Below are 17742 nucleotides of genomic sequence, written 5' to 3' on the forward strand. Positions count from 1 at the left end.
AGTCACTTACAGCAAGTAAAAACCGATGCCCATGATCGTATAGGCAGCGAGCAATGTTGCGCCTTCAAACCAGTTCGTATCACCATCATTTGACAGCACGATCATCAAAAGGACGGAAGCAGCCATCGCCACCAGCTCAGGAAGTGAAAAGACAAGCGGCATCTTTTCCGGAAACAAAAGCGAAACGAGCACAAGCACCGGCGCAACGAACATGGCGATTTGCAATGTCGAGCCGACGGCAATTTCCACCGCGACATTCATTTTGTTTTTGTACGCCATAATAACCGCGGAAGCGTGCTCCGCCGCATTGCCGACGATGGCCACGATGATGATCCCGATAAACAGCTCGCTCCAGCCGAATGACTCAGCGACCGTTTCAAACGTGTGAACGAGCCGTTCCGATAAATAGGCGACCGCAACCGTCGCCAGCGCCAAAATGGCGGTCGCTTTCCCTTTGCCCCATTCGGGCTCTTCATGTTCTTCCACTTCTTCTGATTTATGCTGATATACGCCGCGATGGGTGACAAGCCGGAAGTAAAGGGCAGCGATGTAAAGCAAAATCATAATAATCGAAATGCCGACGCTCAACGCAAGCCGTTCGCCGCCGTCCATTTGCATTGTAAACACTTCCGGAATGACAAACGCGACGAAAATGGCAAACGTCAGCAGCCCGGCGTTATGGCGGGCGTCATAAATATTGAATTCTTGCCGTTTATATTTCAAACCGCCGACAAAAAACGATAACCCGGCAACCAACAGCAAATTTCCCAGCACCGAGCCGGTCAAGGAGGCGAGCACGACATCCACGAGTCCGGCTTGCAAGGCAAAAATCGAGATGATCAACTCGACCGCATTGCCAAAGGTGGCGTTTAACAGCCCGCCGATGCGCGGTCCGGCGACGATGGCCAAACTCTCTGTCGCCCGCCCCATATAGCTGGCGAGCGCAATGATCGTCAAACAATACAGCCCAAACATCAAGACAGTCGGCCAATGAAGAAACCCGCCGATGACCGACACCGGCACGCCGATCCATGTCATCCAAGCAAACACCTTGTTCATTTCTCTTCCACCTTTCCTCTTGATTGTTTTCGTTGCATTGACCGCCGTTTCTATGTACGATGGATAAGGGCATTCATTCGCCCTGGGAAACATCCGGCCTCGCTTGTTTGATCGGCCGGCGATTTCAACTGAAATGGGGATGCACGATGCGTTTTGCCATCTTAACCGGGATTGTCGCCGTCTCTGGTCTGTCGCAAGGGATGTTGCTGCCGCTTCTGGCGATGCTTCTTGATGAAAACGGCGTCTCTTCGTCCGTTAACGGGGCGCACGCCGCCGCCCTGTATATCGGTGTCTTGACCATTTCGCCATTTTTGGAACGGCCGCTGAGACGCTATGGCTATCGGCTCCTCATTCTCCTTGGTGGTTTCATTGTAATATGTTCGCTTATTCTTTTTCCACTTTTTCCTTCTCTTTTCTTTTGGCTCGTTCTTCGCTTTGCCATCGGCATCGGCGATCATATGCTTCATTTTGCGACGCAAACGTGGATTACGGACTTTTCGCCGCCGGCGGAGCGCGGACGGCGGCTGTCGCTGTATGGGTGGGCGTTCGGCCTCGGCTTCACCATCGGCCCGCTGTTGGCTTCACTCGCTTCGGTCGAGAAGGCGCTTCCGTTTTATTTAGCTGCTCTCCTTAGTTTCGCCGGTTGGATCGGCGTCTTTTGGCTGCCGAACGAAAAACCAAAGCCGCTTGAACGCTCTTCGTCGGCGGCCGGTCGGTTTATTGGCGCTTGGAAACAGGCATGGCCAGCGCTTTTGTTGCCGTTTGCGTACGGTTTTTTAGAAGCGGCTGTTCATTCCATCTTCCGCTGTACGCCTTGCGTGAGCGGATGAGCGCTGAGCAGATCGCCTTCATCTTGCCATGCTTCTCGCTTGGGGGCATCATCTTTCAGCTTCCGCTCGGAGCGCTCAGCGACCGGTTCGGGCGGCGCGAGATCATCACCGGTGCACTCTTGGCCGGCGCCGGTTGTTTTTTGATTGCCCTCACTGTCGGTGCGTCCATGGTTGGGTTGGCTGCCTGTTTGTTCACCGCTGGCATGTTTACCGGTTCGCTCTTCTCTCTCGCATCGCCTATATGACCGACCTGTTGCCGAAAGAACTGCTTCCCGCCGGCAATTTGTTGTGCGGGATGCTATACAGTCTCGGCAGCATGACAGGCCCGCCGCTTGCCGGCAGCGTGGTGGATCTCTCTAGTCGCGCCTTTTTCCTTGCGGTCAGCGCTGTCCTCCTCGTTCCGGCCATTTGCCTCGTCAGCCGCCGGGAACAGGAAACAGCGGCTTGACCGTTTTTTTGTTTTTTATTTTTTATTTTTTCAAAAAAATCGTTGACCATTTTGTTCCCTCTGTTATATAATAAAACCAAGATATCAAGTTTCTGTTTTAAAACAGTATAAAGGAGTGGCGATCATGAGCAGAACGGAACGGAAAAATATGATCGAGTTTATCGAAAAAGTGCGGGGATTGTCGCGCGAGGAACTCGCCTATATGACTGATGCAGAAATTGAATACATTTATGAGCGCTATTACCACCATCACGAAGAAATCGTTGAATAAAGCGGCAGCGGCTCGATGTGCCTGTGTTTGCATGAAAGGAAAGGTGCCCTCAAAAAAGGAAGGGCACCTTTTTTTGATTTCCATCTATACACATAAAACGACCGCCGGGGCACAATATTACAATATGTTGTGGTATGTTGAACGAAGAACCACCTTTTGAGACAGCTTCTTTCAATGATAGCCGTTTTGGCCGTTGGCGCTGCCACTCGTCTTATGCTTTGGTCTGTTTTTTCCTTTTTGCTTCGTGCCCCCGTCTTTTTTCGTATGTTTCGTCATCTTGATCCCCCCTATGCCAAGATCCCTTGCATTGTTACGATATCCCGCCTCGGCACCGTTTATGCACGCTAACGCTGCCGTCTTTTCCCTTCGCGCTCACAGTCAAACATGGCGTTGAGTTCCCCGCCTAAGACAAGAATCATGCCGGACAAATAAAACCAAACCATCAACACGATCATCCCGCCAAGGCTGCCGTACATCGCCGTGTAATCGGCAAAGTTGTTGACATAATACGCGAACGCCAGCGACGCCGCAATCCAGCCGGCGGTGGCAAACAGCGCACCGCGCACGACGTTGACGCAACGAAGCTGTTTGTTCGGCGCGAAATAATAAAGGGCAGTAAAGACAGCAAACAATAACAGCGAACTCGTCACCCAACGAAATGCATTCCAAACATTCAAAAACTGTTGCGACAACCCGAGAGCAGAGAACAAAAACAGCCCGATTATCCGCCCGAAGACCGGAAGCACGAGGGCAACGATGATGACCATGATCATGCCGAGCGTCAACACAATCGACAGCCCGCGTACGATCCAAAACGGCCGGTCTTCTTGCACATCATAAGCGCGGTTGAATGCCCTCATAATGGCACTCATGCCATTAGACGCTGACCAAATCGCTGCGATGATGCTAAACGACAACAATCCTCCGTTTTGCTCATCGATGAGGCGATGAACGTTCGTCTCAATGAGGTGAAGCGCCTCTTTCGGGGCGTATTGCCGCACGAGCGCAAGCACATCTTCATGCGGAATCGGCAAATACGCCAACAGCGTCATTAAAAACAGCAAAAACGGAAAGAGCGACAGAAGAAAGTAATATGCCAATTCCGCCGACAAGCGCGGGATTTCATCTTCCGTAAAACGGCGGGCCAACTCACGGATGAACGCCAAATTTACGACCATCGGCTGTCCTCCTTCCCCGTTTTTCCCTAGACGGGTGCGCCGCCCTCAAAGTCATTTTGTTTCCTCCACACCAAGTCGATGGTCGCGGATGATCCTCTCAAGCAAATGCTCGCACCCTGAGCGGACGAGGCGATACACTTCGGCAAAATTCCCGGTATAATACGGATCAGGCACATCGTCTTTTTCCCGGTCGGGAACAAAGTCAAGCAACCGGGCGAGCACCGCTTTCGAACGGGAGCCAGCCAATCGGCGCAAATCGTTCAAGTTGGCTGCGTCCATGGCGATGATGTAATCAAATTCTTCCAAGTCACGATGGTTCACTTGCCGGGCGCGGATGCCGGAGTAGTCGATCTTATTTTCCGTCAAAACCCTTCTTGTCCCCACATGCGGCGGCTCACCGACATGCCAGCTGCCTGTTCCCGCCGAATCAACGGCAATCAGACCGTCAAGCCCCCGCTCTTTCACCAAATGACGGAAGACCGCTTCCGCCATCGGCGAACGACAAATGTTTCCAAGACAAACAAACAGCACTTTAATCATCCAAACAGCCACCCCTCTCTCTATGTCCACGGTGCTTTCCACCGTTAGTTTTCCTTCATTTCTTTTCATCTAGCCCTTTTTGGCCCTAAAAGGACGGGGATGTCACGACAAAACAACTCCAGCGGGGGAGCGTGTGCGAATGGGCCAACAACTCTTGCGCGCGTTCACGACAACCATTTTGAAGAAAACGCGGTGTTTCACCAACCTTTTAGACTGGCACTATGCATGTGCACCTACATTTTACCACATCATCCGTTTTTCATCAGAAAAGCAAGCCATGCAATCTCTCCCCATTCTTCCTGCACCTATGGTACAATACATAGTAACTTGCCATGAAAGGAGTAAACGAATGGATTTATCAAAACGGTCGGCGGAAAACGTCGCCTACATGATCGAACAGTTGAAGCAAAAGTTGAAAGTGCTGAACTTGGATGCCATCAAGCCGTCCCATTTTTCCGAGGAATGGTACGATGAGTTGAGAGACATTTACGAGATGGTGATGAAACGCGAGACGTTCAGCCCAAGCGAAATGCAGGCGATTGTCGAAGAGCTCGGAAGCCTGCGCAAAAAATAACGCTCCCATCTGCTGTTAGGCAGGCAATGCAGCTGTTTCGTATAAAAACAATTCCTATCGAAAAACTATGATTGACATTATCGTCAATTGTGCTAAAATTTTAATCAATTAAATGACATGCGTTGCATACGTTGCTCGAGAGTGAGGGAGGAATGGGCTCAATGAACTCCGACAACCTGCCGCCTATAGCAAAGTGCCAATTCCAGCTAAAGAAGATCTTTAGTAAAATAAGGGGCTCCCTTTCTCCCGCTCTTTCTGATTCATGCAAGGAAGGATTTTTGCCGCCGAATTGCCGTTTGGCCGCTATATATCCGACTAATTACGTGGATTTTCTTTGATTTTGTGAGGAGGAGAAACCGATGCTCACGTATGATCAGTGGGAAACGGCGGAAAAACCGTCTTTTCCGTCCGATAATGAAACAAAAGGGGCGCTTGACGTCCTGGCCTGGGCGTATCGCGAATACGGCGATGAGATCGTATACGCGTGCAGCTTCGGCATCGAGGGGATTGTGCTGATTGATCTCATCTCTCGGGTCAAACCGAACGCCGAAATTGTCTTTTTGGATACCGGTCTGCATTTTCCAGAGACATACGATACGATCGCGAAAGTGAAAGAAAAATATCCGTCGCTTCGCATCGTGATGAAGCAGCCGCGCTTGACGTTGGAAGAACAGAAGGCGCAGTTTGGCGACGAGTTATGGAAACGCGACCCGAACAAATGCTGTGAGCTGCGCAAAGTCATTCCGCTGCGCGAGGTGCTGACCGGGGTGACGGCGTGGATTTCCGGCTTGCGCCGCGAGCAATCGCCGACGCGGCGGCATGTCGAGTACATTAACAAAGACGACAAGTTCCGTTCGATTAAAGTTTGTCCGCTCATTCACTGGACGTGGAAAGACGTTTGGAATTACGTGTATAAACACGGCCTTCCGTACAACGTGCTCCACGACCGCGGCTACCCGAGCATCGGTTGCGCCCCGTGCACCGCTCCGGCTACAGATCCGAACGACTTGCGCTCCGGGCGCTGGGCTGGCCAAGGAAAGACGGAATGCGGTCTCCATCTCGCCTAAGGAGAGAACATTGACATGCTCCTTGCCATTGCTTTGATCGCATCCTTTTTCTTCGCCATGAACATCGGGGCAAGCGGCGCGGCGGCCTCGATAGGCGTCGCTGATGAATCGGACGCCATTCCGAATCGTCAAGCTACTGTTTGACAGCGACGTCTATACGGTCATCGCCATCTTGAGCGTCTGCTTGGCGTCATTAGCCTAAAAAAAGAGCGCTTGCCTCATGAACATGGCAGCGGCATTTCACAACATCTATCAATCTAGGAGGTTATGAACATGAGCGTAAGCATCCCGCATGGCGGCACATTGATCAATCGTTGGAATCCGGACTATCCGCTTGATGAGGCGACCAAAACGATCGAGCTCTCCAAAGCCGAACTGAGCGACTTGGAGCTGATCGGAACGGGCGCCTACAGCCCCCTCACTGGTTTTTTAACGAAAACGGATTACGACGCGGTTGTTGAAACCATGCGTCTTTCTGACGGCACCGTCTGGAGCATTCCGATCACGCTCGCGGTAACAGAAGAAAAAGCGAAAGAGCTCGCCGTCGGCGATAAGGCGAAACTCGTTTATCGTGGCGACGTCTACGGCGTCATTGAGATTGCTGACATTTACCGCCCGGACAAAACGAAAGAAGCGAAGCTCGTTTATAAAACGGATGAACTTGCCCACCCAGGCGTGCGCAAACTGTTTGAAAAGCCGGATGTGTATGTCGGCGGGGAGATTACGCTTGTCAAACGGACCGACAAAGGCCAATTCGCCGCGTTTTATTTTGATCCAGCGGAAACGCGGAAAAAGTTTGCTGAGTTTGGCTGGAACACCGTTGTCGGCTTCCAAACGCGCAATCCGGTTCACCGCGCCCATGAATACATTCAAAAATGCGCGCTCGAGATCGTTGATGGCCTGTTTTTAAACCCACTCGTCGGCGAAACGAAAGCGGACGATATTCCGGCTGACATCCGGATGGAAAGCTATCAAGTGCTGCTGGAAAACTATTACCCGAAAGACCGCGTTTTCCTCGGCGTCTTCCAAGCTGCGATGCGCTATGCCGGTCCGCGTGAAGCCATTTTCCACGCAATGGTGCGCAAAAATTTCGGCTGCACGCACTTCATCGTCGGCCGCGACCACGCTGGTGTCGGCAATTATTACGGTACGTATGATGCGCAAAAAATCTTCTTGAACTTTACGGCTGAAGAGCTTGGCATTACGCCGCTCTTTTTCGAACATAGCTTTTACTGCACGAAATGCGAAGGGATGGCATCGACAAAAACGTGTCCGCATGACGCGAAATACCATGTCGTCCTTTCCGGCACGAAAGTTCGTGAAATGCTGCGCAACGGCCAAGTGCCGCCGAGCACGTTCAGCCGCCCGGAAGTGGCCGCCGTCTTGATCAAAGGGCTGCAAGAACGCGAAACGGTCGCCCCGTCAGCGCGCTAAAGGAGGATGGCGATGAGCACGAACATCGTTTGGCATCACACATCGGTCACAAAAGAAGATCGTCGCAAGCGCAACGGCCATCATAGCGCCATCCTTTGGTTCACCGGGCTGTCCGGCTCCGGCAAATCGACGGTGGCCAATGCCGTCTCCAGACGACTGTTTGAGCTCGGCATTCAGAATTATGTCTTAGACGGCGACAACATCCGGCACGGGCTCAATAAAGATCTCGGCTTTTCCGCCGCCGACCGGACGGAAAACATCCGCCGCATCGGCGAAGTGGCAAAGCTGTTTGTCGACAGCGGCCAGTTTGTGCTGACGGCGTTCATCTCGCCGTTTGCCGAAGACCGGGCGCTCGTCCGCCGCTTAGTCGAAGAAGACGAGTTTATCGAAATTTACGTCAACTGCCCGCTTGAAGAATGCGAAAAGCGCGATCCGAAAGGGCTGTATCAAAAAGCTCGCCGCGGGGAAATCCGTGAATTTACGGGCATCGACTCGCCGTACGAAGCGCCGGAAGCACCGGAGCTGACGATCGAAACACACCGTTATTCGGTTGACGAATGTGTCGAGCAAGTGCTCGCCTACCTGCGCGAGCGAGGAATGATCCCGGATGCGAAAACAGACTGATTCCCCCGTCCTCTGCCAAAAAAGAACGGGAGGTCATTTGACAAGGTCGTTTTCATCCCAAGGCAGACCATTTACAATAAAAGCAGCCGAGCATCCATGCCGTTTTCCGGCGGCTGGCTGAATCATGCACGAAGGGGCTGAAACAACGATGGGCAAAGTATATCTTGTCGGCGCCGGCCCCGGCGACCCGGAACTCATTACCGTCAAAGGATTAAAATGCATCCAGCAGGCGGATGTCATTTTGTACGACCGTCTCATCAATGAAGAGTTGCTTTCATATGCCAAGCCGGACGCCGAACTCATCTTTTGCGGCAAGCTGCCCGGCTTCCATGCCATGCAGCAGGAAACGATCAACCATGCGCTCGTCTGGCATGCCAAAAAAGGAAAAACGGTCGTCCGCTTAAAGGGCGGCGATCCGTTCGTGTTCGGGCGCGGCGGCGAAGAGGCCGAGGCGCTGGCCAAACATGGGATCGAATTTGAGATCGTTCCCGGCATCACCTCCGCCATCGCGGCGGCGGCTTACGCCGGCATCCCTGTCACCCATCGCGCGTTCAGCTCAAGCGTCGCCTTTGTCACCGGGCATCGGCGCGACGGAAGTCGTGACGAGATCAAATGGGAAAGCCTCGCCAAAGGCATCGATACGATCGCCATTTACATGGGGGTTCATCACTTGCCATACATTTGCGGCCAGCTGATGAAATACGGCAAAGCGCCGGAGACGCCGGCGGCGGTCATCGAATGGGGAACGACAACGGCTCAGCGCACCGTCACCGGCACACTCGCGACGATCGCCGGAATCGCCGCCAAAGAAAACATCCAAAATCCGAGCATGATCATGATCGGAGACGTCGTCCGGCTGCGGGCCAACATTCAATGGTTCGAACGGTTGCTTGCGTCATCGGCAGCCGCTGAGGCAACATCGTGAGGCGATGGCGATGGAAGCTGTTTTATATGTCAGCCACGGCAGCCGCATTGCCGCCGCGCGCCATGAAGCGGCGCGTTTCGTCGAACAGTGCCGGAGGGTCATCGATATTCCGATTCAAGAGCTATGCTTTGTCGAGCTCGCGGAACCGGACATTGTCACCGGCGTTGACCGTTGTGTCGCCCAAGGGGCGACACGCGTCATCGTCGTTCCGCTTCTCCTTCTTTCTGCAGGGCATGCCAAACACGATATTCCAGCGGCATTGGACATCGCGAGACGGCGCCATCCGTCCGTTGATATCCTCTGCGGCGCTCCGTTCGGCGTCCATGAAGCGATGATCGACATCGTGATCGACCGCATCAGCGAACAGTCCGCACCGCTTGACGGCGAATCGATGATCCTTCTTGTCGGCCGCGGCAGCAGTGATCCAGACACGAAGCGCGACATGTCCGCCATCGCTGCGCTTTTAAAAGAAAAAACGAACGTGCCGCACGTGGACGTTTGTTTTCTCGCTGCCATCCGCCCGACGCTTGATGAAGGGCTCCAACGGGCCCATGCATCGGCGTATCGGCGTGTGTTTGTCGTCCCGTACTTATTGTTTACCGGCGTCTTAATGAAAACGATCGAACGGAAGTTGCAGGGGTTCTCTGTTTCCGACAAAGAGTGGCATTTATGCTCTTACCTAGGCGATCACCCGCGGCTTGTGCTGCTCATTCAACAACAAGTATTATCGCTATCATCCGTAAAAAAAGGAGCTTGAACCATCAAGCTCCTCTTTTCATGTACTTTCCGCCTCATCTATTATATGATGGAAACAGAACAACCGTGATGAAGGAGGACTCATCGGCGTGAAAAGAGTTCATGTCATCGTGGAAGGGCGCGTGCAAGGCGTCGGGTTTCGATACTTCGTCCAACACGAAGCGCTAAAACGGCAGCTGACCGGTTGGGTGAAAAACAATGATGACGGAACAGTGGAAATGGAAGTTCAGGGGGATGAAAGCGCCCTTCAACTCTTTTTGGACACCATTGAAGCCGGAACGATGTTTGCCAAAGTCGCCCGCATGCACATCGAGCCGCGCGATGTCCGCTCCGATGAAAAACAATTTCGCATTATGTACGGGAGCGGCTTTTGACAACTAGGCTCATCCCCTCAAGCAGCGGCCTTCCCGGCTTTTTCGGCCATCGAGCCGGCAGAAGCGCCGGCTCGCTTGCCAAAATCCGAAGGGACAGCGTCTTCCTTGCTTTTCTGATCGCCAAACCAAAAGCGGTTCTGCCTTTCCCACGCTTCTCGCCGCTCGATTACGTCGGCCGCAAATGCGGCGCCGCATAGTGGAAATATGTCTCCAAGATGGCCATGTTCGCCTGCTCATTTTTTCCCCGCGCTTCGCGACAAAGCGGGTCGAACATGTCGACAGCGGAGGGCGGGTATTCGCCGCATATGTCCACGCCGAGCACTTTTTTATGGAATAAAAGCAACCGCAGGCAGGCGAGCAACCGGGATAGCGGAATCACTCCTTGATCCCAGTTCGTGACCGCGTCTTCGCGACGAAGAGCGTCTTTATCGATGCTGATATAGATGCTTCCGGTCGGGATGGCCTCGATGAGCGCTTTTGGCCATTCATCATGATCATCAAATGGAAGAACAGTCATTTTCGGAGATAAACGGAGTTGATGCGAAGAAGCAGTTGGGCCAACGATCACGACTTTTTGCAGCCGCGGATGCTTAAGTGCATAGGAGACCCATGAGCCGCACGAAATGACATCATCCCCTCCTTCAGCATCCGTATGGCGGTCAAAAAGCACAAGCGTAAACGGTTCGTTGATTTCTTTAAGCAATAAATACGTGACATAATGGTAGTTGCCGCTGCCGATCAGCACCGCCCCGCGCTTCCGCCGCCGCTCAAGCCGCCGCTCAATTTCAGCAAGCGCCGCTTCGCTGCAATACAAATTCGTCTCCGGCACGTCGGCGAGATCGACCCATTCGTGCGGGAACTGAAACAGCCGCTTTTGCGGCCGGTACACGCCGTCAAAATTCAACACCGTGACACCATTGCCTTGAAACCCCATCGATCATCACCCTTCTTTCGTTGAATCATCATTCAACGCTTTGTAGGTGCGGATGAGTCCAAGATGTGTCTCTTTTTTTATTATACAATAGAAGTCGAAATAGTTCCGCTCACACGCCTCGGTCATGTACAATAATAGAAAAACAAACAGCAAGGAGGGAGCCGCTTGCAACCGATCGACACGGCCGCCGTACAAGAGGCGCTGAATCGTTTTGCCAATCGCGACGTATATATTCATTTGGAAACGACGAACGGAGCATACGCCTCCCATCATAACGATGGCTTTTATTCCGTCGGCGCCTACATCCGCAACGCCTGCATTCGCTTCACCCGCGGCAAGATTACCGGCCCTGGGCCATATCGCGTCGGACTGAAGCTTGATCTTGGCTGGGTGTACGCCGAAGGGCTGACCCATTGGGAATGGACAGAAAAAGGACAGTTGCTGCTAGCAGGCCATGATGATCAAGGGAAATTGGCCGTGGCTCTCGAACTAAGCAACGAACCGTTTGTGTAAGGAGGGAGTTCCGTTGAATGAACGACATGTGCTCGTTGTTTTTCCCCACCCGGACGATGAAGCGTTCGGCGTGTCGGGAACGATTGCCGAGCATGCGCAAAACAGCACGCCGGTGACATACGTTTGCTTAACGCTCGGCGAAATGGGGCGCAATATGGGCGTGCCTCCGTTTGCCAACCGCGAAACGCTTCCACACATCCGCAAGCAAGAACTGGAGGAAGCATGCCGCATTCTTGGCATTCATGATTTGCGCCTGCTCGGCTATCGCGACAAGACGGTCGAGTTTGAGGATGAAGAAGAGCTGGCTGACCGGATCGCCGCCATCGTGGCGGAAACGAATCCATCGCTTGTCATTACGTTTTACCCCGGCTACAGCGTCCATCCCGATCATGACGCGTGTGGAGCCGCTGTCATCCGCGCCTTAAAGCGCTGGCCGAAAGAAGAACGGCCAACCGTCCATTGCGTTGCGTTTGCGAAAAACTGCGAACAAGACCTTGGCCAGCCGGATGTCGTGCGCGATGTCAGCTCGGTGATCGAGACGAAGCTGGCCGCCATTCGCGCCCACCGTTCGCAAACCGAAGGGCTGATGCAGGCAGCCTCCAAGCGCGGCGATGCGCTTGCCTGGCTGAAAACGGAGCGGTTTTGGACGTATCGGTGGGATGATTAAGCGGTCGGACACCGATTTGGGTGGGGGCGCTTTGTTCCGCCCCCCTATTTTCCTATTGGGTGCGATCCCATTGTCCAAACGCATGCAAACATCGCTGTCCGGCCAGGCAGCTGCTATCTTCATCTATAGCCAAACATACGCTTCTTCGGCCAATTCCCCCTTCAGCACAGTGACCGCTTTTCCTTCCAGATGCACTCTCTCCCCCGCCATCGTCACCCGCACAATGCCGCCGCGGGCTGAAGCTTGGTAGCCGACTAACGTCGTTTTCCCAAGCTTGTCCGCCCAATACGGCCCAAGGCAGCAGTGCGCCGAGCCGGTGACTGGATCTTCAGGAACACCAATAGTTGGAAAAAAAGCCCGCGATACAAAGTCTACTCCCTCCGTCATCGAGCGGCTTGTTACGATCACACCGAGGGCATCCACTTGTTGAAGCAAGTGAAAATCCGGCTGCAGCTCATGCACGATTCGTTCTGAATCAACTTCCACTAAATAGTCAAACCGGTTTCGTCCGATAAACAGCGGCTTTACCGCCAAGCGTCGGTGAGCACGGCAGGAGGCGACTCGTCCAACATTGGCGCTTCATTCGGAAAATCAAGCCGAATCCAGCCATCGTTGTTGACAGCCGTTAACACCCCGCTGTTCGTGAAAAAGGCAATCGCTTCATCTCGGCGGTGTTCCCCGCGCTCCCACAGCACATGGGCGCTCGCCAACGTTGCATGGCCGCACAAGTCAACCTCTGCTTTAGGAGTAAACCAACGCAGACGATAGCCGCCCTCATGTGGAACTAAAAAAGCCGTCTCAGACAAATTCATTTCTGCGGCAACACGCTGCATCCACTCATCACGGGCCGGCTGCGGCAACAAGCAGACGGCCGCCGGGTTGCCGGCAAACGGCCGGTCAGTGAACGCATCGACAATATACATCGGAATGTTCATAGCTCTTTCCCTCTTTCCCCATTTCGTTCTTTTTCGTTCGCCAATAGCTGGGCCAACTCTTCATCCCATCGGCCGCGCTGCCGGAAAGAATCAGCAGCGAGCGCCTGAAACAGCAGCTTCCGTCCCTCAGCGTCCTCCACTTCGCGCAATACAACGTCGCGGGCCCGCTGCAAAAACTGAAGATACGGCCCATACTCTTCGCCATACTTCTCCTCAAGCTGGCGGCGAATGCGGCGGGCCACCGCCGGACTTGCCCCCCCGGTCGACACGGCAATGGTAAGCGGACCGCGGCGGACAACAGCGGGAACGTGAAAATCGCATCGCTCCGGGTCGTCCACGACATTTACGAGTTGACCGGGTGTTGCTGCTTGCGCCACCGCTTCATTCACCTTGCGATCATTCGTCGCGGCAATCACCAAAAAGGCCTCCGCCAAATCGTCTGGGTCAAACCGCTTTTTCTTCCAAACGATCATCCCCCCCGCGGCCAACGCTTGAAGCTCCGGCTCCGCTTCAGGCGCAATCATCACGATTTCCGCCCCTGCCTCTAACAATCCATGAATTTTCCTTGCCGCCACCTTCCCGCCGCCGACAACGACCGCGCGGCGGCCGCGCACATGAAGAACAATCGGATACCCCACGGCGCAACCCTCCCATTCCAGCATCAGGCAGACTGAGTCGGTTTCTGCGCAAAAACAGGCGCAATCTTCCCGGACTGCCTGCCTTGGCAGACAACCAAAAGGCGTTTCCAACCAAAATGTAAAAAAAGAAGCCGTGCATTGAACACGGCCTTTTTCTTCATTATATCATCCTTGTTTCACTTCCTGAAGCCATTTCGCCAACCGTTCATTTTTCTTTTTCATATGCTCAAGCCATTGCGGAAGCAGCTTTTTCATCGCCTCCTGGTCGTTGTTCTCCATCGCTTGCCTCGTTTGTTCATGAAGCTGGTGAAGCTGTTGTTTTTCTTCTTTCGTCATCCACCGTTTCTTTTTATGCAACTGTTTCAGCTCTTGTTTAAACTGTTCTTTGGTGATTTTTTTATTGGCCAGCTGGTCGATGAGCCGGTCAAGCGCTGCTTCGCGCTCTTTTTTCATCTTTTTGCACTTTTCTTTGATGGCCTGTTTCACATTTTCATCGTTCAACTGCTGACGCAACGCGTTCCGCTCATCCAGCACTTTTTTCCATTCTTCTTCCTGCTCAGGCGTATATTTTTGGACCATCTCCATCCACTTTTGCTCGTCAAGTCCCTCATGCTTCCACATATGGCCGACCGGCAAATGCACATCGGCCCCCCCGCCTGCATGGCTTCGAGCAGACACCCATGACGGCATCGCCAGAACGAGAGAAGCAAAAAAGGCAACCCATAATTTTCTCATCATGTGCACTCCTTTTTTCATTTCGTTCACGATCCATCAACGACTAGACAGCTGGGATCAATCATTCTTTATTTTCCCTCCTTTGCGCTGCCTCCTTTCCGATCATTTACTCCTTCCTTATTTTCCCCGTTTTTTGGACATCTTTGCATAAAAAATGAGGAAACCCGCAAAACAATCGTGTTTCCTCAAGATATGAAGGAATCGTCTAGCGAAATTTCTCTTCAATGCGCCGCCCGTAGTCGCGCAATGCCTTCGAGTTTGTCTGCCCCCGTTTCTTCATCAGTTCCGCAAACCGAAGCTGTTTTTCCGTCCGCTTTTTCTCCAGCTCCCGTTTTTCCTCATCATCCTCGCAGCAACGAAGCAAGTCCTCGAGCGTCAAAAGTTCTTTGCGCAACTCCGCTTCTTCCCTCACATAGCCGGCGTTTTTCAGCAACAAATACCCGAGCCGCAGCTCCTCTGGAATGCGGGAAAGGTCTTCAATCTCAAGCGGTTTGCCGAAGCCGGGCAAGTTGTCGAACTCGCCGTTTTTCATCGCCTCGCGAATTTTCTCCTCGGCGATGCGCCAAAATCCGTCCATGTTACCTCAGCTCCTGCGCCTGCCGCCTCACGCGCTGCTCGTTTAAGAACCGGACGAGCTCGTCATACGGAAGCGGCGGGGAAAAATAATAGCCTTGCGCCTCATCGCACCGTTTTCCTTGCAAATAAGCCGCTTCGGTCTCCGTTTCGACCCCTTCAGCCAGCACCTTTACACCTATATTATGCCCGAGTCGGATGATCGCCGGCAAGATGACATCTTTTTTTCCTTGAATATGCTGAACAAACGAACGGTCGATCTTCAGCCGATCGATCGGCAAATCCGTCAAGTAGCTGAGCGAACTGTAACCAGTGCCGAAATCATCCATGCTGATCGTCACACCAAGCCCCTTCAGCTTTGACAAAATATCGAGCGCACGCTCCGTATCCATTGTCATTCGTTCCGTAATTTCCAGATCTAAATGGTGCGGCGGCAGCCCGGTGTCGGCGAGCAGGCCGGCGAGCTTATCCACAAATCGGCGGCTTTCAAACTCGTATGGCGACAAATTTACCGAGACAGACAAGTGCGGAAACCGGTCAAGCAGCTGTTTTGTTTGCCGGCAAGCCGTGCGGATGACCCATTCATTGATCGGAATGATCATGCCGGTCTGTTCGGCAACCGGGATAAACAATGACGGCGAAACCATCCCTTTTTCCGGATGGCGCCAGCGAATCAACGCCTCCATGCCGATCACTTGCCGGTCGTGAAGCCGAATTTGCGGCTGATAGTACAATTCAAATTCCTCATGTTCAAGCGCACGCCGCAAGTCGCGTTCCATCGCCATCTTTTCATTGAGACGAATCGCCATCGGCTCCGTGAAAAAGAGAAAATCGCTCGCCGCTTTTTTTCGCGCCTCGTAGCGGGCAATATCCGCCTTGCGAATCAACGTTTTTGCATCCTCCCCATCTTTTGGGTAGACGCTGATGCCGATGTTCACGGTCACATATAGCTCAAGGCCGTTGACAACGATCGGTTCGTCAGCAGCTTCAATCAACCGTTTCGCTGCTTCCTCCGCTTTTTCATTGGCGCTATCCGGCAGCACAGCGATAAATTCATTTCCGCTCCAACGTCCAACCATAATTCCTTTCTGTTCTCGCCAAAGGCGGGCCAGCTGGAGCAAGACCTCATCTCCAACAGCATAGCCGTAAAAATCGTTGATCGTCTTAATGCCGCTCACTTCCAAAAACATGACAGCCGCTTCTTGGCCATTCCGTTTAGCGCCGGCGAGGCATTGTTCGATCTGTTTATACATCGCTTCCTTGTTCGGGAGACCGGTCAGTTCATCATGGCTGGCAAAGTATTGCAGCCGCCTTTCGTTTTGCTTCTGCTCGGTCAAGTCGCGGACGGCAGCAACCATCACATTTTGCCATTCGTAATCGTAACGGCGCTGCAACACTTCCGCCGGAAACACCGTTCCATCCTTTCGGCGCAGTTCGATTTCAAACCGCTTGCGCTCCCCATCCGAGCGAGCTTCTGTCATCGACCCTTGAACTACAAGATCATCTACAGGCAAATGAACCAATTCACTTTCTGTATAACCAAGCAAGCGACACGCCGCCTCATTGACTTCGATAATTTTGCCGCCCGCATAGACGATCAAGCCTTCCATCGTCATTTCCGCCAGCCTCCGCAGTCGATGCTCGTTGGATGCGAGCGTTTTTTTATAGACAGCCAACGCCTTCCGTTCCATTTGTTGATGCAAAGCGAGCAAATAGGCAACCGCTGACGCCAAAAACATGGCCATCATCGTCCACAGGGCCTTTTTCCGTCCTCGTTGCAAATGTTGCTCATACGTTTTGGCATCAAAATCGATGCCAACAACCGCATCCACTGTCCCGTCCGATTGACGAATCGGCATAAACGCGCTGATGCTCCTTCCCCATTCATCCGTTATCGGATGCTGTTCCATCGCAAACCGGCCGTGGAACGCCTCTTCGATCTCTGGAAAATGGCGGCGGTAAACTGTCCCAGGTGGAACCGCTTGTTCCGTTTCGCCGTCGATGCGGCCGTTCCGATTGTAGTCAGTCGCTGGCGCTGCCACGAAATATAGCTCACCGTGTTCATTCTTTTTTAACGTATACACGCTCAACACGCGGCCATAATGTTGCCAACGCTCCAGCACCGCCATCACCGTGTGATACGCAGGCAGATGTTCCGCCCTTTCATCGAGCCGTTCGTGCCCCATGGCGGCCAAATCGCCGGCGATCATGCCGGCGATTTGCTTTGTGGCTTCCTCATATTCACGATGTTCTTGTTTTTCAGCATAATGGATATAGATCATCCCTGCCCCTAAAAAAAGCAAGGAAACGGTGGCAAACACAACAGTCAGTCTCGGCGCCGCCAGCCATGGGATGCCTCCCCAGTGCCGTTTTGCCATCCAATGGCCGTATACATAGACACCGCCGACCGTTAAAAAAAGGCCAAAAATATACAAGATATATTCCAGTTGATTCGACATCCTCCATCACCGTCATCGATTCTTCGACGCTTTGCTTTCATTATAAGACGACCATTCTTCGCTCTGCCTCCCTCCACCGTTCCTATTTGTTCGACAGCTTACGACATTCATCTACCGGTCATAGGACTCGGGTATGAGACACCGTTTCCACGCTTACGACCATAAAGCCAGGTCGGCCGAAACGAAAAGATCTATCTATTGGTATAAG

At 53.0% G+C, this 17742-nt stretch carries 18 protein-coding genes, 2 pseudogenes and 1 riboswitch; of the genes and pseudogenes, 11 read left to right on the forward strand and 9 right to left on the reverse strand.

Translation table 11 applies throughout. From position 1 onward, the window contains the following. Window positions 1–6 precede the first annotated feature (6 nt). Window positions 7–1059 (reverse strand): calcium/proton exchanger, encoded by a 1053-nt coding sequence (gene cax / locus I656_RS11270; protein WP_033005040.1) that lies wholly within the window; start codon window positions 1057–1059, stop codon window positions 7–9. Between the two features lie 146 nt (window positions 1060–1205). On the opposite strand from cax, the pseudogene I656_RS0114995 reads away from it, so the two are divergent. Together I656_RS0114995 and I656_RS11265 are read left to right on the forward strand one after the other, a co-directional pair. Further along, a pseudogene (locus tag I656_RS0114995) lies at window positions 1206–2337 on the forward strand (MFS transporter). A 124-nt stretch (window positions 2338–2461) separates the two neighbouring features. Beyond that, window positions 2462–2608: a BH0509 family protein gene (locus tag I656_RS11265; protein ID WP_011229925.1), complete on the forward strand. Its 147-nt coding sequence runs from the start codon at window positions 2462–2464 to the stop codon at window positions 2606–2608. Window positions 2609–2952: 344 nt separating this feature from the next. Here the strand turns inward: I656_RS11265 and I656_RS11260 are convergent, their stop codons facing one another. Further along, on the reverse strand, window positions 2953–3786 hold the full coding sequence (locus I656_RS11260) for a YihY/virulence factor BrkB family protein (RefSeq protein ID WP_015373935.1): 834 nt from the start codon (window positions 3784–3786) through the stop codon (window positions 2953–2955). Between the two features lie 51 nt (window positions 3787–3837). Continuing rightward, the gene (locus I656_RS11255; RefSeq protein WP_013146347.1) at window positions 3838–4326 is read right to left on the reverse strand and encodes a low molecular weight protein-tyrosine-phosphatase; all 489 of its coding nucleotides are present in this window, start codon (window positions 4324–4326) and stop codon (window positions 3838–3840) included. Between the two features lie 349 nt (window positions 4327–4675). Here I656_RS11255 and I656_RS0115000 point away from each other — a divergent pair, with 349 nt between their 5' ends. The 7 genes from I656_RS0115000 to I656_RS11220 all read left to right on the forward strand — a co-directional run bounded on the left by I656_RS0115000 (window position 4676) and on the right by I656_RS11220 (window position 10080). Further along, window positions 4676–4900 (forward strand): DUF1128 domain-containing protein, encoded by a 225-nt coding sequence (locus I656_RS0115000; protein ID WP_011229922.1) that lies wholly within the window; start codon window positions 4676–4678, stop codon window positions 4898–4900. Window positions 4901–5029: 129 nt separating this feature from the next. Continuing rightward, window positions 5030–5134, forward strand: a riboswitch (SAM riboswitch). 125 nt (window positions 5135–5259) lie between these two features. Further along, window positions 5260–5967: a phosphoadenylyl-sulfate reductase gene (locus I656_RS11250; protein ID WP_015373933.1), complete on the forward strand. Its 708-nt coding sequence runs from the start codon at window positions 5260–5262 to the stop codon at window positions 5965–5967. A gap of 273 nt (window positions 5968–6240) precedes the next feature. Continuing rightward, the gene (gene sat / locus I656_RS11240) at window positions 6241–7401 is read left to right on the forward strand and encodes a sulfate adenylyltransferase (protein WP_015373931.1); all 1161 of its coding nucleotides are present in this window, start codon (window positions 6241–6243) and stop codon (window positions 7399–7401) included. Window positions 7402–7413: 12 nt separating this feature from the next. Further along, window positions 7414–8025, forward strand: coding sequence for an adenylyl-sulfate kinase (cysC, locus tag I656_RS11235; protein ID WP_015373930.1), 612 nt, complete (start codon window positions 7414–7416; stop codon window positions 8023–8025). Between the two features lie 148 nt (window positions 8026–8173). After that, window positions 8174–8950, forward strand: a complete 777-nt coding sequence (gene cobA, locus I656_RS11230) for a uroporphyrinogen-III C-methyltransferase (RefSeq protein ID WP_015373929.1) — start codon at window positions 8174–8176, stop codon at window positions 8948–8950. Window positions 8951–8960: 10 nt separating this feature from the next. Further along, window positions 8961–9707: a sirohydrochlorin chelatase gene (locus tag I656_RS11225; protein ID WP_033005041.1), complete on the forward strand. Its 747-nt coding sequence runs from the start codon at window positions 8961–8963 to the stop codon at window positions 9705–9707. An 88-nt stretch (window positions 9708–9795) separates the two neighbouring features. Then, window positions 9796–10080, forward strand: coding sequence for an acylphosphatase (locus I656_RS11220; protein ID WP_013146356.1), 285 nt, complete (start codon window positions 9796–9798; stop codon window positions 10078–10080). A 166-nt stretch (window positions 10081–10246) separates the two neighbouring features. Here the strand turns inward: I656_RS11220 and I656_RS11215 are convergent, their stop codons facing one another. Further along, a complete protein-coding gene (locus I656_RS11215; RefSeq protein ID WP_020754345.1) occupies window positions 10247–11014 on the reverse strand; it encodes an arginase family protein in 768 nt (255 codons plus the stop codon). 165 nt (window positions 11015–11179) lie between these two features. On the opposite strand from I656_RS11215, the gene I656_RS11210 reads away from it, so the two are divergent. Together I656_RS11210 and bshB2 are read left to right on the forward strand one after the other, a co-directional pair. Next, window positions 11180–11527: a YojF family protein gene (locus tag I656_RS11210; protein WP_013146358.1), complete on the forward strand. Its 348-nt coding sequence runs from the start codon at window positions 11180–11182 to the stop codon at window positions 11525–11527. Between the two features lie 13 nt (window positions 11528–11540). Beyond that, window positions 11541–12194: a bacillithiol biosynthesis deacetylase BshB2 gene (gene bshB2 / locus I656_RS11205; protein ID WP_015373926.1), complete on the forward strand. Its 654-nt coding sequence runs from the start codon at window positions 11541–11543 to the stop codon at window positions 12192–12194. A 123-nt stretch (window positions 12195–12317) separates the two neighbouring features. Here the strand turns inward: bshB2 and I656_RS0115005 are convergent. The 5 genes and pseudogenes from I656_RS0115005 to I656_RS11185 form a co-directional block, all read right to left on the reverse strand. Further along, window positions 12318–13129, reverse strand: a pseudogene (locus I656_RS0115005) (PhzF family phenazine biosynthesis protein). Next, window positions 13126–13767, reverse strand: coding sequence for a bifunctional precorrin-2 dehydrogenase/sirohydrochlorin ferrochelatase (locus I656_RS11200; protein WP_033005042.1), 642 nt, complete (start codon window positions 13765–13767; stop codon window positions 13126–13128). Before I656_RS11200 ends, I656_RS0115005 begins: the two are co-directional and overlap by 4 nt. A 165-nt stretch (window positions 13768–13932) precedes the next feature. Continuing rightward, on the reverse strand, window positions 13933–14502 hold the full coding sequence (locus I656_RS11195) for a hypothetical protein (protein WP_015373923.1): 570 nt from the start codon (window positions 14500–14502) through the stop codon (window positions 13933–13935). Between the two features lie 205 nt (window positions 14503–14707). Further along, window positions 14708–15079, reverse strand: coding sequence for a DnaJ family domain-containing protein (locus tag I656_RS11190; protein ID WP_013144260.1), 372 nt, complete (start codon window positions 15077–15079; stop codon window positions 14708–14710). Between the two features lies 1 nt (window position 15080). Beyond that, a complete protein-coding gene (locus I656_RS11185) occupies window positions 15081–17534 on the reverse strand; it encodes a bifunctional diguanylate cyclase/phosphodiesterase (protein ID WP_020754353.1) in 2454 nt (817 codons plus the stop codon). Between the last annotated feature and the right edge of the window lie 208 nt (window positions 17535–17742).

The organism is Geobacillus sp. WSUCF1, from assembly GCF_000422025.1.
Classification (GTDB): Bacteria; Bacillota; Bacilli; order Bacillales; family Anoxybacillaceae; genus Geobacillus; species Geobacillus zalihae.